This window comes from Klebsiella sp. GW_Kp181 (assembly GCF_040062315.1).
GTDB classification, from domain to species: Bacteria; Pseudomonadota; Gammaproteobacteria; order Enterobacterales; family Enterobacteriaceae; genus Klebsiella; species Klebsiella oxytoca.
In genome coordinates this window covers 206,956-226,858 of the sequence record NZ_JBEAFR010000003.1, presented here as the reverse complement: position 1 = coordinate 226,858, position 19,903 = coordinate 206,956, and the positions used below count along the sequence as shown (strand labels likewise).

Genomic DNA, 19,903 nt, shown 5'->3' with positions numbered 1-19,903 from the left:
TTGCAAGTGGTCTAATCCCTAATGGGTAGAAATAGAGGGAGGAAACGATTTTGATAAAAAATAATACCCTCAGTGATTAAAAGGGGTATATGATATGCAACATATTTTCCTGTTTTCGGCCCCGTGCCGCGGGCGTAAAGAGAGGCAGAATCATGCAGCGAATCATCATCCCGACCCACTATGTGCATACCCGTAGCACCCCGCTGTGGACAAAAGAGACGGCGCCAGCGTCGATCTGGAAGCGGCATCTGGACGCGGGCACCCGGCAGGGCGTCTACCCACGACTGTCGGTGATGCGCGGCGCGATACGCTATCTGGGCTACGCTGATGAGACCAGCCCGGATCCGGTCGAAACCCTGACCATTGCTGAAGGGGAGTTTGGCGTTTTCCCACCCGAAAAATGGCACTGCATTGAGGCGTTAACGGAAGACACCGTATTTAACGTCGACTTTTACGTTGATCCTAAAATTCTTATCGAGGGATAATATGAACAGTGAAAATAAAGGTTATGCGTTAGCGGTAATCAACGGCAATAATAAAGATAAAAAAGAAAAAGTGTATCTTAAGCCCATGGCCCTGTACGTGCCTGATATCGCAGCGCAGGCCATCGCTGAGCTTATTTCTGATCTCTCAGTCGATAACGCCGGGGATAAGGGATTTATCGTAACGGTAACCAACAATAATAATGGCGTGTCGGTCGACAGTGAATTTGCAACTTTGGCTGAATTGCAGGATCCGCAGACGGCTGCCGATGCGGTAAAAGATCTGATTAATATCGTGCGCGGCTACGAGTCCGACGAAGAGACTAACGTCTGCGGCTGGTAAGCGTAACGGAGCCGAACCGCCAGCTGCCGCTTCGCAACCTTGCCGCAGACCTGCTGGCGGGCATCACGGCTGAGAGACGCGCCGCTGGAGAAGCCGAAACCCCGGTCTTAACTATCCTTCAACGGCGAGTGATATGTTTTACATTGTATTTATTGGTATTTTGGTAAATATCGGATAAATCGACGATGAGATTATTCTGCGCAAAGCTGATCGATTGCACGCGTAGCAGCAGGCTGTTTTGCGCAACCTGCAGGAGTTCCGCTTGTTCGCGGGTGGCCAGAACCGGGGAATAGCTACGGTGGCTTTCCAGAATGGTGATGTTGCACTCCTTCTTAAAGTAGTTAAATTTTGACCTTTCCAGATTTCCGATGCTAAGCCATGGGAAAATTGCTACCGGTATATAGCTGTTTTCTATCAGAATGGGCACGTCATCAATCATCCGAATGCGCCTGACATAATAGACTTTTTCACCGGGCTCAATTTTTAACTGTTGTGCGATGGCCAGAGGCGCATCGAGCATAGTGAACTCGATGACCTTGTTGCGATAGTTGGTCTCGCCAACGATATGCATCTGATAGTTGAACCCATCAAGCTCCCCGCCGTGATAATTGCTCTTTCGCGCAACGTATGAACCGCTGCCGTGGCGTTTGACGATCAATTTTTCCCTTTCCAGCAGCGTTAGCGCTTTGCGGATGGTCATCACTGATACCTGTAGCTCGCTGGCTAACGCTTTCTCGCTCGGTAACGCATCTCCGACTTCAAACTCATCGCTGTTGATGCGATTTTTCAGCCGTTCGGCAATGGATTTGTATATCACTTATAGATGTCTCATAGCGAAGTGAATTGTTGGGGAATAAATATAACTATATGATTTTTATATTTAATATTTTTATTCGCAAGGTGTTCATAAACTGGTCATCTAGTTATTTGTTTTTATTTATATATCTATTACTTCCGAAGATATATGACTTTCATCACAGATGACGCTTTATCTCCTCTGATTAATCCCCTCTGGCGCATAGGCTGATTCGCAAGTTCTGAGCGCTGGCAGTCGATAAGCAGGAGAGGGGAAGAGGATGATCGGGGTAAAAAAATTACAAGATTTTTCCAGGGCGATGATTGGGCCGGTTTTATATCTGCCGGTTGTGGGTCTATTGATTGCGTTGCTCAGTATGACCACCAATAAATTATGGGTGGCAGAAGACAGCTCGCTTTTCCTGCTGGGGAAATATGCTTCCAGTATGCTCTGGGCAATCATGAACAATCTTGGCTTCTTCTTTTGCCTCGGTCTGGCGAGCGGGCTGGCAAAAACTCGCAAAGCGGAAGCCGCGTTTGTCGCCGCAATGACCTGGTTTATGTACCTGGCGGCCAATAATAGCTGGCTTACTCTGACCGGGCGGCTTGTTGAGGGGAGCAGCAACGCGCAGCTTTACGGCAGCGGGCAAACCTTTATTTTCGGTTTCCAGGTCATCGATATGGGCGTGTTTCTTGGCATCATTCTGGGCTGCGCGGTGGCTTTCATTCATAACCGCTTTGTCGATATCGAGTTTCGCGGCGCATTCTCAATTTATGGCAACAGTAAGCTGGTTCTGATCGTAATGATCCCGCTGGTCGGCGTGTTTGCCATCGCCACGGTCTATTTCTGGCCAATTGTTGAACACGGTATATCGGCGCTGACCGGCGTCATGAAAACTTTCGGCGCCGCCGGCGTTTTTCTGTATGGTTTTCTCAATCGTTTTCTTATCCCGACCGGTTTACATCATCTCATTTGGTCACCCTTCGTTTTTACCTCTATTGGCGGACAGCTGTTAATTGATGGGCAGACGATAGTCGGGGCAAAGCCCATTTTCCTCGCTGAAATTGCCGGTAACACCGGGGGAGCGTTAAGCGACTCGGCGCGATTCCTGACCTATGGAATGGTCAAAATTTTTGGCACGGCCGGAATGGCCCTGGCCTTTTATAAGACGGCGAAACCTGAAAATAAACAAAAGTTGAAAGTCACGCTTATCCCGCTGATTGTGACCTCCTTCCTCGTCGGGATAACCGAACCTTTTGAGTTTTTATTTATCTTCACCGCACCGGTGTTATGGCTGGTTTATTCGTTAGTGGATGGCTTTTTCCAGATGCTGGCGTGGCTGCTCGATGTTCGGGTCTGCGCAACCAACGGCATTATCGATTTTATTGTTTATAACATACCGGCGGGAGCCCATCTGACGCGCTGGCCTGTTTTTGTCGCCCTGGGGTTAGCGGAAACAGCGGCGATGTATTTTATCGGTAAATTCCTGATTCTGCGTTTCAGGATGCGCACGCCAGGCCAGGAACAACAGGATGAGGCGCTAAGCCGAGCGGCGAGCGCAAGCGCCCCAGCCAAGGCTTCCGGTGAACAGGTCATTCTGGGGCTTGGCGGGAAAGACAATGTGTGTTCTGTCGGCAATTGTTTTACCCGACTTCGGGTTGACGTGCGGGATCCGGCATTAATTCAGGAACATATTCTGAAAACCAGCGGCGGTACCAGCGTCATTATCAAAGGTAATCACGTTCAGGTTATTTATGGTTTAGGGGTGAATAAAATCCGTAATGCTGTGGATCGCTATTTAGATGTACATGAATAATGAGGTGGAAGATGCAAAATAAATTTGTTGTTACGATAGCTGGCGGCGGCAGTACTTATACTCCAGGGATTATTATGATGCTGCTGGAAAATATGGACAGATTTCCGCTGAGCGAAATTCGTCTCTATGATAATCATCACGATCGCCAGCGCGTGATCGGTGAAGCCTGCGCGATTCTGGTGGCTGAACGTTATCCGCAAGTGGCTTTTAGCTACACCACCGATCCGCAGGAAGCTTTTACCGGCGTTGATTTTGTGATGGCCCATATTCGCGTCGGCCTCTATGAGATGCGCGAAAAGGACGAGAAAATACCGCTTAAGCATGGCGTGATTGGCCAGGAAACCTGTGGCCCTGGCGGTATCGCTTATGGTATGCGTTCCATTGCCGGGGTACTTGAACTGGTTGACTATATGGAAACGTACTCCCCCGGCGCGTGGATGCTCAACTATTCCAATCCGGCGGCGATCGTTGCCGAGGCCACTCGTCGATTACGGCCAGCGGCTAAAATTATTAATATCTGCGATATGCCGGTGGCAATTGAAGGATTATTCGCCGATATCCTTGGTCTGAAATCACGTAAAGAGATGAACGTGCGTTATTTCGGCCTCAACCATTTCGGCTGGTGGACCAGCATTACCGATAAGGCCGGTAATGATTTAATGCCGACGTTAAAAAAGCATGTATCTGAGCTGGGGTATTGCAGTCCGAAAGAGGATTTTCAGCACAAAGCGCCAAGCTGGATTGAGACCTTCAAAAAGGTGAAGGACGTCTTTGCGCTGGATACCGACACGTTGCCCAATACCTACCTAAAATACTATTTTTATGCCGACTACGAGGTAGCCCACTCGGACCCGAACTTTACGCGCGCGAATGAGGTGATGGCCGGGAGAGAGAAAGAGGTATTCGATATGGCGAAAGACATTGTCGCCCGGCGGAGCGCCAAAGCGGCGCATTTCCATGCCGGGGCGCATGCCACCTTTATTGTCGATCTCGCCTGCGCCATCGCCTTTAATACCCAGGAAAGAATGCTGTTGATTGTAGAGAACAACGGCGCTATCGCGAATTTTGACGAGACCGCGATGGTTGAAGTGCCTTGCCTGGTCGGCGTTAACGGTCCCGAACCGCTGGCGATGGGGAAAATACCGCTGTTTCAAAAGGGGCTGATGGAGCAGCAGGTCGCGGTGGAAAAACTGGTTGTCGACGCCTGGGTTGAAGGAAGCTACCAAAAGCTCTGGCAGGCGTTGACCTTGTCCAAAACGGTTCCGAGCGCGTCGGTTGCGAAAGCTATTCTCGATGAACTGATCGAGGCCAATCGTGGTTACTGGCCGGAGTTGAGCTAAAGTGCCGCTAACGCCCGATGTATTTCATCGGGCGTTACCTACACTGCGATGCCGGACGGATACTCCGCTTCGCCGGAGAGTTGCTGTATGATCTCCGCCACGTTTTCTCTGCCAACCGGCGCCGAGATGGCGTTTCCCTGAAAATGGTCGACTCCCAGCGTTTTCAGTTTGTTGAATTTCTCCAGGCTATCTACGCCTTCGGCAATACAGCGGCTGCCGATCAGCCGGCAGTAGTAGATGAGGCTTTTAATCAGCGCCAGGGCGTGCGCATCGCGCTGCATATCATTGATGATGCCCATGTCCAGCTTGTAGGCGCTGAACGTCAACGCCCGCACCGGGAACAGCACGCTGCTTTGCGAGAAGCAGTCATCAAGCATAATTCGGAAGCCGCGCTGCTGTAGCCGGGCCATATTTCCGGCTATTTTCCCGTGGCGGCTGAGGTCGGCATTTTCGGCAAGCTCCAGCACCAGCCGCGGCGATATTTGCGGCTGACGCAGCTGCTGGCGCGCGGTTTCCATCATGCGGATCAGGTTTTCATTGCTGGCGACAGCCGCGGGAATATTCACCGCGAAATAAAATTCACCACTGTACAGATTGATATTCTGCACGGCTTCCTGCAGCACAAACGCGGTGAGCACCAGCCACGCATATTCCGAGCGTAGCTGCGGTAAAAAATCAGCGGGAAACAAAACGCTGCCGTTCCGGCGCCAGCGGACAAGGATCTCCATCCCCCTTAGCTGACGATGTTCATCGGTTATGGGCTGGAAAACCGGGAAAATTTGTCGGCTATGGATTGCATGGACAAATTCACGCTCGAAAGCGCAAAGGGCGGCGATGGGCTCGCTTTTCTGTTCTCTTATCTGGCTGCCGGGAAAGCGGGCGGCCATCTGCGGGTGGTGTTCCACCATTTTTTTCAATCCTGCGGTTCTTTGATTGTAGAGCGTCTTGTGGCTGATGCCGCGGCGTTTGGCCTGATCGCTGGCGCGGTATCCGCAGAGCAAACCGAGGATGGCGTTCAGCTCCGGTCGGGTTAGCCCGGCAGGGCGCTTACCCAATGCCCGCGCTTCTTCATCTGCCAGCTGTTCAAGGGAAGGATATCCCTCGGGTATGACGTCGCGCAGTAGCGCCGCCAGACAGGGGACCGGGAGGTCGGAGGCGGCCGCCCGCACCGCGGAAAGCTGACGCCGCTCTGCGACCTGGTGTAGCAGGGTGGACCATAGCCAACTGGCCGGGCTGCGGCTGAGAAACAGCATCGGTAGCGGCGTTGCGGACTGTTCCAGCAGCATAGCGGCCCGCTTCAGGGTTGAGAGTAGCCGAACAGGAGATTCAGGGAGAAACACCACCAGACGGCGTACGTCAGGGGGCAGCGTCGGTGACGCTGAAGTTAACACCACGGGCCGGGCGCCCCCGTCTTCCATCAACCGCACCAGGCCCTCTGTGACCAGCGAACAGGGCGACAGGATGCCGTCATTCTCCGGGAGGTTATTCGTAAACAAAAGTCACCCCGATAATTGACTGCACGTTACCCGCGGTCACCTGTCCGCTGGTGCGCGCATAGTTGGCGGTTAAGCCAAGGCTGACCGCCGAGGTTCCCACGTTGCCTAACGACACCGTGGTATTCGCGGGAACGACGCTGCCGTTGCGCGTCAGCTGAACGCCAACCCCCAGGGCCGGAGAGGCCGATGCGGTATTGGTAAATATCGAATTGGCCGCGTTCTCCGTAGTACCGGAGAGGTAGTAGCCCAGGTTCTGGTTTTGCGCGCAGTAAACCGTTAGCGGAATGGCGGCCGAAGCGGGATATTCCGGCAGCGTCACCGTCACATCGCGAGCAGAAACGTCGCAGCCGCCGGTTGGCACCACGACATCGTTGTTGGCGTATATGTTCCACACGAACTGGAAGTCGTCGTTATCCTTGTTATTGGTCTGGCGCAGGATCAGGACAGCGATTAGCGAACCGGCGGAAATGGCGACCCCACCTGCGCTGCTGACGGGCGTCAGATAGAGAACGGTAGGCCAGGGTCTATCGACTATCGAGTTGTAGGTCATCCGCGCCGTTTCGCTGGTGGTGGGGAACGGGTAGCTGGTGCCGTTATACCTGACGGTACCGGAAAAGCTCGACAGCACGCCGCCATAGGCCGATCCGCGCTGGAGGGTCACGTAATCGGTCATGGTTTCCGGAAAATCGTTATGACAAAAAATCTGTGTCGAAAGATCCACGACCAGGTTCTGCCCGACGCTGACCGCCGGCGCAAGGTTTACGTACACGTTCGCCGAGCCGCCGCCGATGGGAATGGTCACGCCCGCCGCGGTTTTACAGGCGAAAGACCAGGCGTTAAACGACCAGCTCGCCAGCAGCAGCGTCATCAGAAGGGGGATTATCTTTTTCATTACTCTGTTCTCCTGGCTCAGGCGTAGGTATAGGTGACGTTAATCACCGCCTGAATCGTTCCCTGGGTAGCGCCGCCGTTGACCGTTAGCGCTCTGACCTGTAGCGGGAAGCTGGCGGACTGGGTGGCGTCATCCACCTGGACCTCTTTTCTCGCGCCGGTGTTCAGCGTGGTGCCGCCATTGTCCTGCAGCTCAAGCTGGATGTTGCCGGCGGTACCCTGGTTTTTGTAGTAGCCGGTGGCGTCCGCCGTGCCGCTAAAGCTGGCGGTGACCCGCGAGGTGCCGACCGGACAGTTGCTGAGGTTAAGCGCCACGCTGTGCCAGGGTGAGGAAGAGCCGGCGGAGACCAGGCTAAAGGTATAAAGATCGCCGAGATCGACGGTGGCGTTAGCGGTGGAGACCGTGCAGGGTTTAGCCACCACTTTGCCGTTAACGGTAATAGTCACGTCGGCGGCGCGGGGGGCGCTGGCGAAGGCCATCATTACCGCCAGCAGCCAGGGTGCATGAGTCCATTTCATTTCAGCCTCCGGTTACTGAAATTCAAGCGTGAAGGTCGCGGTTGCATTAACGTGCCCGGCGGTGACCGGTAGCTGGGTGGCCATTAGCCGGGCATAAAAGTTCAGGGTGTTGGGCTGGCTGGGCGTCAGCGTGGTCCAGGCAATGGCCGATGAGGCTGCGTTGAGCGGCAGCATCGTCTGCTGCGCGTCAAGGATCTGCACGCCCATCCCCGCCGCCGCCGAAGCCCCGCCGTCGAGCTTTAATAGATCGCTATTGATGCTGTCGGCAACGCCAACAAAGCCGACCTTCACCGCGGTAACCGAGCTACCGCAGGGCGACAGCACAATACGAAAGGGGACCAGCGGCGTGGTTGCCCCAACCGCATGGAATTGCTTTGCGGCGTTATCCATCAGATCGACGGTAAAATCTTTTGATTCACCCGCCACGGCGCAGGCGTTATCGCGAACGTAGCCGCTGATAGTAATGGTACTGTCCGCCGCGCCGGCGTTGCTGGCCGCCAGCGAGACGAGGGCGCTCAACAGATACAGGGTTTTTCTCATCATCATGGTTTCCTTAGCGGCACTCCGTGGAGAGCTGGCTCAGCGTCTGGTTCTGATTTTCCGGCGGCAGGCTGTAGCTGGCCTCACAGCTGGCGTTCGGACCCTCGCCCCATTTCGCCCGCACCTTGCCCGCCAGCGGCATCCCGCTCAGGTAGACCTGGCCGTTATCGGCGACGATGCTGCTGCCCTGGCTGTCGTCAGAGGTCACCAGCGCGCCGAAGGGAACCGGCTTCCCGTTATAGATGAGCGACATCAGCAGCTTGAGCCCGACGTGCGCCTTAAATTCCGCGCGGACAATTGCGCCGTGGGTCGGTACTACGCTGGCTACCGCATCGTCCAAATCGACGTTATCGGCCAGGCTATTGGTGTCCAGCGCCACCCGGTTTTCCCGGTATTCGGTGGCGTAGGGCAGAACGGCGTAGCCGCGCCAGTCGGTTTGTACCCCGGTCTGGTTTTCTACCCTCACATTGTCGGCGCCCGGGGCTTTGATCAGCACGACCGTGTCGTTCATCGGCTGGCTCAGGGTGACGCCGTCAGCGTGGGCCAGCACGCCGCCGCTCAGGCCGTAGTAGAGCTGTTTGATACCGTCGCTGCGGCTGTAGCCGACGTTGGCGTTACCGTAGCCGCCGCGGTAGTTCAGCGCCGCGTATCCGGTGCCGCCGCTGTTGCCATCGCCGCCGCCGGCGTAGCCGGTCTGTACGCTGTAGCTCAGGTTGTTGTCCTCCAGCAGCGTGCCGTACAGGCCGGCAAGGCTGGTGGTCCTGCCGTTCAGATCGTTGGACATGCTGTAGCTGGCGCTGGCGTGCCGCCACGCCGATTTGCTGTCGGAGCGCATCCAGTGGCTGAACGGAATATTGACGTTAAGCGCCAGCATCTGGTCGCGGCCCTGCTGCCAGGCGTTTCTGGTCAGGCTGTAGCTCAGGGTCCAGTTGATATCGTCGACGGCGGCGTTAAGCCCGGCCTGAAGCTGCTGGTCGGCCTTACCGGTGCCCCAGTAGGTCTGGTGACTGCCGCTCAGGTAGAGCGTGGCGGTACGCCCCAGCTGCTGGGTGACGCTGAGCTGTACCCTGCCGCGCTTGTTGTACGCGAGGTTGTAGTAATCGGTGAACCTCGGTTTCACTTCAATCACGCCGTCCTGGGTCTCGACGTTGTAGCCGCTCATCCGGTTGTAGGTGGTGTCGGCGAAGCTGAAATAGCCGCGCGTCGAGTAGCGGTAGCCCACCAGCTGAATGTTGGTGCCGGTATCCGTCAGCGACTTGTTATAGAGGAAACGCACCGACTGCCCCTGATGCTCGCTGTCATCGGGCAGGGTGGCGTTGGCCTGGGTGATATCCAGCGACAGCGCCCCCAACTCCCCCATGTTTTTGCCGACGCCGAGGTTAAAGGCGCGGTAGCGGTCCGCCAGCTGGGTACCGCCGTACAGGGTCCAGCCCGCCGGGAGACCGTGCAGCAAAGTTCCCTGGAAGAACTTCGGTTTTTCCTGCTGATTGCTGCCGCTGCGGTACTCCCCGGCGGTGACGGCATAGCGGGTATGGCCCTCGCGCTGGAGCACCGGCACGGACGAGTAAGGGACGGTGAAGACCTGGCTGCTGCCGTCGGCCTCTTTGATGGTCACCTGCAGGTCGCCGCCGTTGCCGGCGGAGTAGAGATCGTTGATGGTGAACGGGCCGGGGGGCACCGTGCTCTGGTAGATCTCATAGCCGTTCTGCTTCACCGACACCTGAGCGGTACCACGGGCAATGCCGTGGATAACCGGGGCAAACCCCTTCTGGCTGTCCGGCAGCATGTTGTCATCGGAGGCGAGCTGCGCGCCGCGGAAGTTAATGCCGTCGAAGACGTCGCCGTTGGTGTAGCTGTCGCCCAGCGTGAGGCGCGAACGCAGCGCGGTGATGTCGCGCTCCAGCCAGGTATTGACGTGCTGCCACTTGTTTTCACTGGCCGACGAACTGCCGCTGCTGCTGTAGCTCCAGGTGGTGTTATCGCGCAGACGCCAGGCGCCGAGATTCAGCCCGCTCTGCAGGTTCAGGTACGCGTAGTTGCTGCTGCCGCCGATGTCGTTATGGACGTTGTTGCCGGTGAAGTTGTAGTTCAGCAGCCCGGCGTTGATCCCGTGGTCCCAGAGCTCGGGCGGAATATAGCCGCGGGCGCGGTTGCCCATAAACGCCTGGGGTACGGTCAGGTACAGCCGCTGCAGGCCGACATCGAAGCGGGTAGTGGCGTCCTTGATGGTTTCGGTTAATGGTACGCAGGCATCGGATGCCAGAGCGCCGATCCCTTTAATGGATGTCGTGTTGACGCCCATGCTGGCCAACTGTCCGCGCGTCAGGCAGGGTGCCAGTCCGTGGCCTTTTTCATCAACATTAAAGGTAATATCGCGGGTGGCCATATACCCGTCATTGAGGTAGATATCCGCGCGGTAGGTACCCGGCGGCAGCTCCTGGCCTTTTTCAAAACCGGACAGATCCGCCACGGCAGCGGGATCGTCCGCTAAAAAACGTGGGTTGAAATAGAGTTCTGCCTGCGCGTAAAAAGCCGGTGAGGCCAGCAAAAGGGCAAGGGGGATCTGCGCAAATGCGCGAGCAGCTCCTGGAGTAACACGCCGGGAGCCCAGGTGGTCGAGTCCATATTTCAGATGTGACATAGTCCCTCCGGTAAAAGTCGCCCGGCTGTCAGTTCTTATTTTTATTTCCGGGAGAACGGGTCTCCCGTCAGTTATTGGGTAGCGCCCTGCATCCGCGGAGTCAGCGCGCCGTAGTCGTTAATCGTCCGGTATGTAATCTCGCGACCCGCATCGGCGGGTAAGCTGACGCTGGCTTCACCCATCGGCGGAACCAGCGCATTTTTCAGCACCCGGGTACCGGCGTTGAGTTCGGTGACCGTCAGGTAGTAGGGAGTGGGGTTGATCAGCGTAAGCGTGCCTGCGCCGCGGCGGAACTTCAGCTTTTCCGCAGCCTGATCCGGCGGCAGCGCCAGCTTTGCCGGGCGGTAATAGAGCTTGATGCGGCTGATGATCGCCAACTGTAGCGTGTTTTCGCTGAGCTTTGATTTATCCATCGACGGGATCGCTTTGACGTTCATCCAGAACAGCGTTTCCCGATCCTGCGGCAGCTGGTTGTTGGTGGCATCAATGATGCGCAGGGTATTCTCTTTTTTTCCCTGCATGGCGAACAGCGGCGGGGTGATGACAAAGCGACCGTCCTTCGCGCCATCGGCATTCTCCACCCATGACTGAATCAAATAAGTGCTCTTTTCGTCGTTGTTGGTGACCGCCAGCTGAACCTGCTTTTGTCCGGCAGGATAGATGACGCGGGTCGCTCCCAGCGCCACGCCGGCCTGGGCCTGAGCGCTAAAACCGCTGGTGGCGAGCAGTAATAGAGCCGCCAGTAAACCGCGCATCCCGCGCCGGGTAGCCAGTGTGTTTTTCATGCTTATCTCTTTCTTTTTCAAAATTATTTCCTGTTACCGGCTCTGATTACTGGTAGGTCAGGGAGAACCATGCCTGAGCGTTGGCCGCTCCCCCGGTCACCTGATTCCCGGTGGCTCGATATTTAGCGACAAAATGCAGGGTGGTCGGGCCGGTGTGCAGCGGCGACCAGCTTCCTGGCGGCGCATTGAGCGGGATCTGGCTGCCGGTTTTATCAAACAGAGCAACGCCCACGCCGGTCGCGATCCCCGGTCCTTCGCCCACCGAGAGCACGTCCGGGTTTTTACCATCGGCAACGCCGTAAAACGCCACGCCAACGCGCTGGCTGACGGCGGTGCTGCACTCCTGCAGGTGGATATCGAAGGGGACGGGGTTAGTGTCTTCCCCGGCCGAATGAAACCGATTGCTGCTGATTTGTCCCATATTGACCGTCATCTGGCGGTCGCCCGCTTCAACGCGGCACGACTCGGCAATAACTATCCCCTGAAAGCGCATGTTTCCGCCGGGCAGCATAACGTTCCACTGGTTACCGGCCAGCGCCAGCGGCGGGAGCAGGAATATCAACAGACCTGACTTCATTCTTTGCATCGTTATTACCCTCAGTCTTTTTCGGATAACGGGCCTTCCTGGCCCGACGTGCTTCCCTGCCTGATGAAGAAATTACTCGTACTGCACTTTAAAGGTGGCGTCCGCGTTAGCGGTACCGGCAGTCGCGACGCCTGTTGCAAAGTAGCGTGCCTGGAATGGGATGACGTTGGTACCATTGCTAAGCGTGGTTTGTGCGCCGAAAGACGCGCCATCCAGCGCCAGCGGGGTGCCGGTACGGTCAAGGATCTGTACGCCGACGTTAGTCGCGCCGCCTGCGGCAGAACCCTGCAGGGCCAGTACCGTTGGGTTTGTACTGTTAATCGCCGTGCCAGCAAAAGCGATCGCGGCCTTCTCGGAAACGGTGATATCGCAATCATTCAGCTGGATGTTGAAGCCAACAGGAGAGCTGGTGCTACCAGCAGTGGCAAGTTTCGCTGAGCGCACCTGGCCTAACTGCACGGTTTGATCGAGAGAACCGGCATCAACTGCGCAGGCCGCATTAACCACTTCCCCTTTAAAATGCACCGTACCGCCGTTCACCGTAACGGTATCGGCCAGAGCCGCAGCAGAACTCAGGGACAATGCTGAAATAACGATAAGTGCTAATTTGTTCATGGTAAAACTCCTGTTTATGAATAATCCTGAAGCTATGCTTCACTTGAAAAGACATTTATTGTTGAAAAATAATTTTTGAAACGTAATCCTGTTTTTACAGCCTAATTTATTCATCAGGTTGCGGCGATGCGTATAAATAGTCTTAAGTTTCACGCCAAACTCTTCTGCGATCTCCTGGTTGCTTTCCCCTCTGCTTAACATGCTTAACATCTGCTTTTCACGCAGGCTTAGTCGGAATTTAGTATGGTAATTTCCTGAGGTCTCTTTCTTTAAAAAGAAATTCAGGATACTTCGGGTATTACTTTTCTTATCAAGTACGGTTATTTTTTCAAATAGTTCGGACTTATAAAAAGCCAGGTCGCTGGATGCAAAGGCGACAATGTTCTTATTCGAGAAGTAAATCCACTCCGAACCCGTAAGATCGTTGGAGTCGAGATCTATAATCAAAAAGAAATTGTCAATAAATTCTTCTCCAAGCAGTTCAATCAGGCCCAGAGTAAAATATTTATCCTTAGATAAAATATTAGTTGATAGAGTCATATCTGAACGCGATCTCATCCTTGGGTTGACCTTTAACTCAACGTTAATAAAACCATTCAGCGAATTAAGAGTAATCTAACATTGCCCACCTCAATGAGGCATGCGGCCGATGCTCTAAAAGAGATAAAGGCTGTAGATATAGGTTTATTGTGTTTTATTGTTCGAATTTTGCTGTTTGTTTGGTGTTTAATTTTATATATTGCATATAAAGTAGATTTTTATAAATTAAAAATGATAGGGCGTACTTATCGTTAAGCCCTGAACAATAGTCACACTCTTTGTATTGGAATTTTCTTAGGGAATATTCCTTGAGTAAACGCGATGATTTTTATCTTTAGCGTATCCGGTTTTTTTAATTGCTGAAAATATCCCGACAAAAGACTCGGGAGGTGACCTCCCCACTAAATCCAGAACGTTAATCATGAGGGTGATAATATCATCGTAGATAATTTCATACGTCATGAAATTAATTGCGCGAAGTTATCATTCCATTAGCCTTTAAATTTCTCTTTTCTACACCTCCGGAGCATTTTCAGCTCAGATTTCCAGAAACCCCACTCACTCGACACGGTTATTTCTGCGTTCAGTTAATGCTGATGAGCCAGGCGCGCCGCTGGTTTCGATGAGAGCTATAGTACCATTGTGATTTATTTTAGTTATATGTATTCTGTTTTATCGATTTTTAGGAGCTATAATTTAATTTACAATTAAAATACCGTTATATACAGAATAAAATGCTATGTATGCAGATGTTTTGCGGACGGTGTGCGGCTGAGGATAATATGTAAGGCTAGCTTATGATGTACAAAATTCAAGGGACGGTCTATTTCAGAAGCGATGACGGGCTGATATGGCTTGATAAGGATGCATCCGTCACGCTAACGGCGACCACCAGTCGCCTGCTTAAGTTCCTTTTAGACCACAGAGAGCATGTGATTTACAGGAATGAGATACTTGAAAAAGTCTGGGACGCGCACGGGCTGCGGACGTCCAGTCATAGCCTCAATAAGTATATTTCAGATCTGAGAGCCGTTTTCAGAAACCTGGGCTGCACCGAGGAGATTATCGTTACCGTACCGCGGGTGGGTTTTATGATATCCGCAGCCATTGTTATTGAAAGAATGGATTATCCTGCTCTCGCGGTAAATGACGGAGGCGAAGGAGAAGGGGCGGTTGTCGGTCGGAGCATCGATTCAAATGAGGAGAGCGAGACATATTCTGCGGGGAGGGTTAAAAAGGCCCGCTATGCACTACTTGCGCTGTGCGCGGTAGTCATGCTTTTTCTGAGCGTTCAAGGCGAACTGTATCGCCCACTCTTTGTCGCAGACGAGGATGAAATCTATTCTCTGGGGAGCGTCGATTCATGCCCGGTCAGAACTTTTAACGTAATACCTCAAGAGCAGAAGCCTGGAATGATGGCCCTGGCTCAGGAGCAGATTAAGAAACAAGGAATGCGGTGCTTAGGTAATAGTGTTTTTTACTTTAATGTATCAGAGTCTGTATTAAAAGCCTCTGAAGCAAGAGTATTTTTAGCCCACTGCATTAACTCAAAAGTTAAGAAAGGTGATTTGTATTCATGTGAAAACTATTACAGGCCAGATTATGAAATACCAGGATAAAATCAAGACAAAAAACATTTACATTCTATTTCTGGTGTTGGTGATAGGGTTGATTTTTCTCTGGCTGGTAGGGCATCTTTATCGCAAAGACGACTTTGATTGCTCAGCAAACCTGAGAATTGAATCGACTTCATTTGGCTTTGATGCAAAAGTTAAAACCTTCTTGTTTATGCGGGAAAATAATACCGGCTATTTTGATGTATCCGGGAAGGTGATAGTCGATGGCGTGAAGTACAACGTTGAAAGGGCGTACCATTTCAACTATGAAAAGAAAGCGAATAATATTTATCACCTAACCAATACCACAGTCTCGAAGAGAAAGGCCGACAACATGATCGAGGGTATGATGCAGAAAGTCTTTTTTAGTCCCGATCCGGATTCAGGGCGCTATATCAAGATACAAAAGATGAAAAACGCCTGGATCGTTCAAAGTCTGTATTCCCCTTCGTTTGTCTGTGTAACCAATTGAAGATAAAGGTTTTTAGAGCATGGTGTTGTTGCCAGGGGAGTGACGCTCTCCTCGTATGCGATCCGCGCTAAGGCACTTTTATATTAAAGAAGGCCGTTTCTCTGTCAGATATTTCAGAAAGCAAAAAGCCTGCTCGAAAGCAGGCTTCTTAAATTTGGCTCCTCTGACTGGACTCGAACCAGTGACATACGGATTAACAGTCCGCCGTTCTACCGACTGAACTACAGAGGAATCGTGTGAACGGGGCGCATATTAACGATGCCCTTCCGCCTTGTCAAAGGGTGAATCGGCTAAGGTCGTTTGTTTGCTGACAATTTCAACAGAGTGCCCGTTTTTTCTGCGTCATGCCGCGTCGTGCACCGTTGCAGTGCATTTATACCCCTAATGGGGCATACCGCAATCCGCTGACCGGGCAAAAAAACGCGCTCTGCTATCACTATCCCTTATTACGCGGCTTACAGCGGCGTTTAGCTCTCAGGCCAAAAGCTGGCAAGCAAATTGCAAAACCTTCTGCATCTAAACGGCCAGTGTTGGTACTGGTGTTCCTTACAGGAGGCAAAATGAACTTAAGACGACTGAAGTATTTCGTAAAAATCGTCGATATCGGCAGTCTGACCCAGGCCGCTGAAGTCTTGCACATCGCACAACCGGCGCTGAGCCAGCAGGTTGCGACCCTGGAAGGCGAGCTGGACCAGCAGTTGTTGATTCGCACCAAACGCGGCGTCACGCCGACCGAAGCGGGCAAGATCTTGTATACCCACGCCCGTACTATTCTGCGCCAGTGCGAGCAGGCGCAGCTGGCGGTAAATAATGTCGGTCAAACGCTAAGCGGCCAGGTATCGATTGGCCTGGCCCCGGGCACGGCGGCTTCGGCCATCACTATGCCGCTGCTGCAAACGGTGCGTAACGAGCTGCCGGAAGTGATGGTCTATCTCCAGGAAAGTAGCGGAACCCTCCTCAACGATAAGCTTATCGACGGTAAGCTGGATATGGCCGTACTTTATGAACGTTCCCCGGTTGCCGGGATCATCAGCCAGCCGCTGCTAAAAGAAGATCTTTACCTGGTCGGTACCCGGGATTGTCCGGGGCAGAGCGTGGATCTGACGGCGGTCGCGGAGATGAATCTGTTCTTGCCGCGCGATTACAGCGCCGTTCGCGCAAGGGTGACCGAAGCCTTCACCCTGCGTCGCTTATCGGCCAAAATTATCGGTGAAATTGAATCCATTACCACCCTGACGGCAGCCATTGCCAGCGGCATGGGCGTCACCGTTCTGCCGGAGTCCGCCGCCCGTTCGTTGTGCAGCGCGGCCAACGGCTGGATGGCGCGCATCAGCACGCCGTCAATGAGCCTGTCGCTGTCGCTCAATATGTCGGCTCGCGGCAGTCTGTCGCCGCAGGCGCAGGCGGTGAAGGAGATCCTGATGTCGCTGGTGAGTCGCCCGTCGCTGGAGAATCGTGAATTACAGTTAGTCAGTTGAGCTATATTCCTGAATGGAATAAGTTGCTGGTTTTTATTATTTGTTAGCAAGGACAACAGACTTTAACAATAGAGCATATGTTATGTCTGATAGCCCGGAGGAAAGGGTGAACTTCCAGCAGCTCAAAATTATTCGTGAAGCGGCCCGTCAGGATTACAACCTGACGGAAGTCGCCAATATGCTCTATACATCGCAGTCGGGCGTTAGCCGCCATATTCGTGAACTGGAAGAAGAGCTGGGGATCGAGATTTTTATCCGCCGCGGCAAACGTCTGCTGGGGATGACCGAGCCGGGCAAAGCGTTGCTGTCCATTGCCGAGCGTATCCTCAATGAAGCCAGCAACGTTCGTCGCCTGGCGGACCTGTTTACCAACGATGCCTCCGGCGTCTTAACCATCGCCACTACGCATACCCAGGCGCGCTATAGCCTGCCGCCGGTGATTAAAGCCTTCCGTGAACTCTTTTCTGATGTCCGTCTTGAACTGGTTCAGGGAACGCCGCAGGAAATTGAAACGCTGCTGCACAACGGCGGCGCGGATATTGGTATCGCCAGCGAGCGTCTGAGCAACGATCCGACACTGGTGGCTTTTCCCTGGTTCCGCTGGCACCACAGTCTGCTGGTTCCCAAAGATCATCCGCTGACCCAGGTGACGCCGTTGACCCTCGAGGCGATTGCCCGTTGGCCGCTCATCACCTATCGCCAGGGCATAACCGGCCGTTCACGCATCGATGAAGCCTTTAACCGCAAAGGGTTGATGCCGGATATTGTATTGAGCGCACAGGACTCAGACGTCATCAAAACCTACGTTGAGCTGGGGCTGGGCGTGGGGCTGGTGGCGGAACAGTCGGGAGATGAGCGGGAGTCTGATACCTTTACGCGTCTTGATACCCGCCATCTGTTCGATGCCAATACCGTCTGGCTGGGCCTGAAGCGCGGACAGCTACAGCGAAATTACGTCTGGCGTTTTATTGAACTCTGTAATGCAGGTCTGTCGCTGGAGGAGATTAAACGCCAGGCGATGGAGCCGGAAGAGGCGGCAATCGATTATCAAATTTAGCAGGATGATAAATCAGATATGACATAGCAAACGAAGCTATAATTCATTCACGATAATCGCCACAGAGGAAGGGAAATTGTGCGGCGCGTGAAACTGCTTTGTTCTTTTATTATGCTTCTCACCAGCCAGAGCGCTCTGGCGGTGAGCTACCCGCTGCCGCCGGAAGGAAGCCGTCTGGTAGGCAGCCCGTTGACCATCACGATTCCGCAGAACAATACCCAGCCGCTTGAGGCCTTTGCCGCTCAGTACGGCCAGGGCCTGAGCAATATGCTGGAGGCCAACCCGGGCGTCGATGTGTTCCTGCCCAAATCGGGCACCACGCTGGTGGTGCCGCAGCAGCTTATCCTGCCCGCCACGGTTCGTAACGGCATTGTGATCAACGTTGCTGAAATGCGCCTTTACTACTATCCGCCTGAAGGCACAATGGTCGAGGTTCTGCCGATTGGTATTGGCCAGGCAGGGCGCGAAACCCCGCGTAACTGGGTGACCGCCGTTGAGCGTAAGCAGGAGGCGCCAACCTGGACGCCAACCGCCAATACTCGCCGGGAATATGCCAGCCGGGGCGAAAGTCTGCCGGCATTTGTGCCGGCCGGGCCGGATAACCCGATGGGACTGTATGCCATTTATATCGGCAGGCTGTACGCCATTCATGGCACCAACGCCAATTTCGGCATTGGCCTGCGGGTGAGCCAGGGCTGCATTCGCTTGCGCAATGACGACATCAAGTACCTGTTTGATACCGTTCCGGTAGGCACGCGGGTGCAGATTATCGATCAGCCGGTGAAATATACCGCCGAGCCGGACGGTAGCCGCTGGGTTGAAGTTCATGAGCCGCTGTCGCGAAACCGCGCGGAGTATGAATCGGACCGCAAGGTACCGCTTCCCGTCACGCCGGCGATGCAGGCTTTTGTGAAGGGCGAGGGCGTTGATGTGAATCGCGCCGGGCAAGCGCTTGAACGCCGCTCCGGTATGCCGGTGGAGATTGGCCGTTCAGCGTTGTAAGCCGGCAGCGGCTGGTCGCCTTTTCCTGCAAACTCGCAGCAACAGAACGCGCCCGTGGTTTTCGGGCGCCATCGGTTGTCGTGAATAGCGCTCTTTATTATTCCGCTTTAACTCATCTCAGCGATAGGGATGTTTTTTAAACGCAGCATGATTTTCAAATAATTCGGCAAGCGACTGAATGTGACGAAACTCTTGCGCATCAACAATATCGGGGATCCTGGCCTGAATAAAGGTCCAGATAACCGTACTCGTCACGGCAACCTGATCGGAGTCCGTGGCAATCGGACGATCTTCCAGTAGCGTATTCCATTCCCTGCAGGCCGCTAGCAGTTGACGGGTAATGCGCTCTATCCACGGATGATGCTGTTTTTCCGTCGGGCGAAGTTGATGTTCATACACATTTTGCACCGCCTTCTCACCCGCGGCGAGCATAAAGCCCAGTACCTGCAGGTCTCTTGCCAGCGCATCCGCAGCGATCGGCAGGAGTTTTCGCTCCCGGGCTGCCTGTGCTTCGAAATAGTCCAGTATCAGCGATGAATCCATCAGACGTATTCCGTTATCCAGCACCAACGTCGGCGCTTTGACCGCAGGGTTGATCCGCGAAAACGCGTCAAAGCTGCTGAATACCGACAGCGGATGGCTTTCAAACTCGACGCCGTAAAGTTCAAGAGAAATCGCCACGCGCCTTACATAAGGAGAGTCCATCATGCCAATAAGCTTATTCATGATTCCTGTTTTCCTGTGCTGGTGAAATATGCTGGGGTTAACGCTTCGTTACTGACGATGAAAAGACAGTACAGTAAATTCATTCAGGCGAATATCTTCAGTATCTTACGGGTTAGGTTAGTATTACTGACAGGTTATGGGTCACCTTTTAAGCGTCACGGT

General features: G+C 53.7%; 20 protein-coding genes and 1 tRNA gene. 9 read left to right on the top strand and 12 right to left on the bottom strand.

Translation table 11 applies throughout. The annotated features are described in order from the left end of the window. The first annotated feature begins 152 nt into the window (after positions 1 to 152). Together ABLV11_RS04015 and ABLV11_RS04010 are read left to right on the top strand one after the other, a co-directional pair. A complete protein-coding gene (locus ABLV11_RS04015; protein WP_004103600.1) occupies positions 153 to 485 on the top strand; it encodes a DUF1971 domain-containing protein in 333 nt (110 codons plus the stop codon). Position 486: 1 nt separating this feature from the next. After that, the gene (locus tag ABLV11_RS04010) at positions 487 to 825 is read left to right on the top strand and encodes a DUF1869 domain-containing protein (RefSeq protein WP_004113900.1); all 339 of its coding nucleotides are present in this window, start codon (positions 487 to 489) and stop codon (positions 823 to 825) included. A gap of 118 nt (positions 826 to 943) precedes the next feature. On the opposite strand, the gene ABLV11_RS04005 is transcribed toward ABLV11_RS04010, so the two are convergent. Beyond that, on the bottom strand, positions 944 to 1,642 hold the full coding sequence (locus tag ABLV11_RS04005; protein WP_032744796.1) for a GntR family transcriptional regulator: 699 nt from the start codon (positions 1,640 to 1,642) through the stop codon (positions 944 to 946). 259 nt (positions 1,643 to 1,901) lie between these two features. Between ABLV11_RS04005 and ABLV11_RS04000 the strand changes: the two genes are divergently transcribed. Together ABLV11_RS04000 and ABLV11_RS03995 are read left to right on the top strand one after the other, a co-directional pair. Further along, positions 1,902 to 3,437 (top strand): PTS transporter subunit EIIC, encoded by a 1,536-nt coding sequence (locus tag ABLV11_RS04000; RefSeq protein WP_126489305.1) that lies wholly within the window; start codon positions 1,902 to 1,904, stop codon positions 3,435 to 3,437. An 11-nt stretch (positions 3,438 to 3,448) separates the two neighbouring features. Beyond that, positions 3,449 to 4,777: a 6-phospho-alpha-glucosidase gene (locus tag ABLV11_RS03995; protein ID WP_023321262.1), complete on the top strand. Its 1,329-nt coding sequence runs from the start codon at positions 3,449 to 3,451 to the stop codon at positions 4,775 to 4,777. 38 nt (positions 4,778 to 4,815) lie between these two features. Here the strand turns inward: ABLV11_RS03995 and ABLV11_RS03990 are convergent, their stop codons facing one another. The 9 genes from ABLV11_RS03990 to ABLV11_RS03950 all read right to left on the bottom strand — a co-directional run bounded on the left by ABLV11_RS03990 (position 4,816) and on the right by ABLV11_RS03950 (position 13,390). Continuing rightward, entirely contained in the window at positions 4,816 to 6,195 is a 1,380-nt protein-coding gene (locus tag ABLV11_RS03990) for an EAL domain-containing protein (protein ID WP_224226465.1), read from the bottom strand. 64 nt (positions 6,196 to 6,259) lie between these two features. After that, the gene (locus ABLV11_RS03985) at positions 6,260 to 7,165 is read right to left on the bottom strand and encodes a fimbrial protein (protein WP_004113894.1); all 906 of its coding nucleotides are present in this window, start codon (positions 7,163 to 7,165) and stop codon (positions 6,260 to 6,262) included. Positions 7,166 to 7,182: 17 nt separating this feature from the next. Next, the gene (locus ABLV11_RS03980) at positions 7,183 to 7,683 is read right to left on the bottom strand and encodes a fimbrial protein (RefSeq protein ID WP_004103586.1); all 501 of its coding nucleotides are present in this window, start codon (positions 7,681 to 7,683) and stop codon (positions 7,183 to 7,185) included. 12 nt (positions 7,684 to 7,695) lie between these two features. Next, positions 7,696 to 8,223: a fimbrial protein gene (locus ABLV11_RS03975; RefSeq protein ID WP_024274432.1), complete on the bottom strand. Its 528-nt coding sequence runs from the start codon at positions 8,221 to 8,223 to the stop codon at positions 7,696 to 7,698. 13 nt (positions 8,224 to 8,236) lie between these two features. After that, complete coding sequence (locus ABLV11_RS03970) at positions 8,237 to 10,864, bottom strand: fimbrial biogenesis usher protein (protein WP_126489304.1); 2,628 nt, start codon at positions 10,862 to 10,864, stop codon at positions 8,237 to 8,239. Between the two features lie 71 nt (positions 10,865 to 10,935). Continuing rightward, positions 10,936 to 11,619: a fimbria/pilus periplasmic chaperone gene (locus tag ABLV11_RS03965; RefSeq protein ID WP_172438011.1), complete on the bottom strand. Its 684-nt coding sequence runs from the start codon at positions 11,617 to 11,619 to the stop codon at positions 10,936 to 10,938. A 76-nt stretch (positions 11,620 to 11,695) separates the two neighbouring features. Further along, entirely contained in the window at positions 11,696 to 12,235 is a 540-nt protein-coding gene (locus tag ABLV11_RS03960; protein WP_004103578.1) for a fimbrial protein, read from the bottom strand. A 72-nt stretch (positions 12,236 to 12,307) separates the two neighbouring features. Beyond that, a complete protein-coding gene (gene fimA / locus ABLV11_RS03955) occupies positions 12,308 to 12,850 on the bottom strand; it encodes a type 1 fimbrial major subunit FimA (protein ID WP_004103576.1) in 543 nt (180 codons plus the stop codon). Between the two features lie 39 nt (positions 12,851 to 12,889). Further along, positions 12,890 to 13,390, bottom strand: coding sequence for a LuxR C-terminal-related transcriptional regulator (locus tag ABLV11_RS03950; protein ID WP_016808355.1), 501 nt, complete (start codon positions 13,388 to 13,390; stop codon positions 12,890 to 12,892). Positions 13,391 to 14,187: 797 nt separating this feature from the next. Between ABLV11_RS03950 and ABLV11_RS03945 the strand changes: the two genes are divergently transcribed. Together ABLV11_RS03945 and ABLV11_RS03940 are read left to right on the top strand one after the other, a co-directional pair. After that, positions 14,188 to 15,009: a helix-turn-helix domain-containing protein gene (locus ABLV11_RS03945; protein ID WP_126489303.1), complete on the top strand. Its 822-nt coding sequence runs from the start codon at positions 14,188 to 14,190 to the stop codon at positions 15,007 to 15,009. Beyond that, positions 14,993 to 15,478 carry a hypothetical protein gene (locus ABLV11_RS03940; RefSeq protein WP_126489302.1) on the top strand — a complete coding sequence of 162 codons (486 nt, stop codon included), beginning with the start codon at positions 14,993 to 14,995 and terminating at the stop codon, positions 15,476 to 15,478. The genes ABLV11_RS03945 and ABLV11_RS03940 overlap by 17 nt, the downstream gene beginning before the upstream one ends. A gap of 155 nt (positions 15,479 to 15,633) precedes the next feature. Here the strand turns inward: ABLV11_RS03940 and ABLV11_RS03935 are convergent. Continuing rightward, positions 15,634 to 15,709, bottom strand: a tRNA-Asn gene (locus ABLV11_RS03935). A 329-nt stretch (positions 15,710 to 16,038) separates the two neighbouring features. On the opposite strand from ABLV11_RS03935, the gene nac reads away from it, so the two are divergent. The 3 genes from nac (at position 16,039) to ldtA (ending at position 19,015) form a co-directional block, all read left to right on the top strand. Next, a complete protein-coding gene (nac, locus tag ABLV11_RS03930) occupies positions 16,039 to 16,956 on the top strand; it encodes a nitrogen assimilation transcriptional regulator NAC (RefSeq protein ID WP_126489301.1) in 918 nt (305 codons plus the stop codon). A gap of 106 nt (positions 16,957 to 17,062) precedes the next feature. Further along, positions 17,063 to 18,013, top strand: coding sequence for an HTH-type transcriptional regulator Cbl (gene cbl / locus ABLV11_RS03925; protein ID WP_016808354.1), 951 nt, complete (start codon positions 17,063 to 17,065; stop codon positions 18,011 to 18,013). A gap of 78 nt (positions 18,014 to 18,091) precedes the next feature. Next, positions 18,092 to 19,015, top strand: a complete 924-nt coding sequence (gene ldtA, locus ABLV11_RS03920) for a L,D-transpeptidase (RefSeq protein WP_348855183.1) — start codon at positions 18,092 to 18,094, stop codon at positions 19,013 to 19,015. Positions 19,016 to 19,132: 117 nt separating this feature from the next. Here ldtA and ABLV11_RS03915 read toward each other — a convergent pair whose 3' ends face one another. Then, positions 19,133 to 19,741 (bottom strand): glutathione S-transferase family protein, encoded by a 609-nt coding sequence (locus tag ABLV11_RS03915; protein WP_126489300.1) that lies wholly within the window; start codon positions 19,739 to 19,741, stop codon positions 19,133 to 19,135. Between the last annotated feature and the right edge of the window lie 162 nt (positions 19,742 to 19,903).

Coding starts and splice junctions, on each gene's coding strand:
- ABLV11_RS03960 (WP_004103578.1), bottom strand. CDS start 12,235: ATGCAAAGAATGAAGTCAGGTCTGTTGATATTCCTGCTCCCGCCGCTG.
- nac (WP_126489301.1), top strand. CDS start 16,039: ATGAACTTAAGACGACTGAAGTATTTCGTAAAAATCGTCGATATCGGC.
- ABLV11_RS03915 (WP_126489300.1), bottom strand. CDS start 19,741: ATGAATAAGCTTATTGGCATGATGGACTCTCCTTATGTAAGGCGCGTG.
- ABLV11_RS03975 (WP_024274432.1), bottom strand. CDS start 8,223: ATGAGAAAAACCCTGTATCTGTTGAGCGCCCTCGTCTCGCTGGCGGCC.
- ABLV11_RS03990 (WP_224226465.1), bottom strand. CDS start 6,195: ATGGAAGACGGGGGCGCCCGGCCCGTGGTGTTAACTTCAGCGTCACCG.
- ABLV11_RS03985 (WP_004113894.1), bottom strand. CDS start 7,165: ATGAAAAAGATAATCCCCCTTCTGATGACGCTGCTGCTGGCGAGCTGG.
- ABLV11_RS03980 (WP_004103586.1), bottom strand. CDS start 7,683: ATGAAATGGACTCATGCACCCTGGCTGCTGGCGGTAATGATGGCCTTC.
- ABLV11_RS04015 (WP_004103600.1), top strand. CDS start 153: ATGCAGCGAATCATCATCCCGACCCACTATGTGCATACCCGTAGCACC.
- ABLV11_RS04000 (WP_126489305.1), top strand. CDS start 1,902: ATGATCGGGGTAAAAAAATTACAAGATTTTTCCAGGGCGATGATTGGG.
- fimA (WP_004103576.1), bottom strand. CDS start 12,850: ATGAACAAATTAGCACTTATCGTTATTTCAGCATTGTCCCTGAGTTCT.
- ABLV11_RS03970 (WP_126489304.1), bottom strand. CDS start 10,864: ATGTCACATCTGAAATATGGACTCGACCACCTGGGCTCCCGGCGTGTT.
- ABLV11_RS03950 (WP_016808355.1), bottom strand. CDS start 13,390: ATGACTCTATCAACTAATATTTTATCTAAGGATAAATATTTTACTCTG.
- ABLV11_RS04010 (WP_004113900.1), top strand. CDS start 487: ATGAACAGTGAAAATAAAGGTTATGCGTTAGCGGTAATCAACGGCAAT.
- ABLV11_RS03945 (WP_126489303.1), top strand. CDS start 14,188: ATGATGTACAAAATTCAAGGGACGGTCTATTTCAGAAGCGATGACGGG.
- ABLV11_RS03995 (WP_023321262.1), top strand. CDS start 3,449: ATGCAAAATAAATTTGTTGTTACGATAGCTGGCGGCGGCAGTACTTAT.
- ABLV11_RS03965 (WP_172438011.1), bottom strand. CDS start 11,619: ATGCGCGGTTTACTGGCGGCTCTATTACTGCTCGCCACCAGCGGTTTT.
- ABLV11_RS03940 (WP_126489302.1), top strand. CDS start 14,993: ATGAAATACCAGGATAAAATCAAGACAAAAAACATTTACATTCTATTT.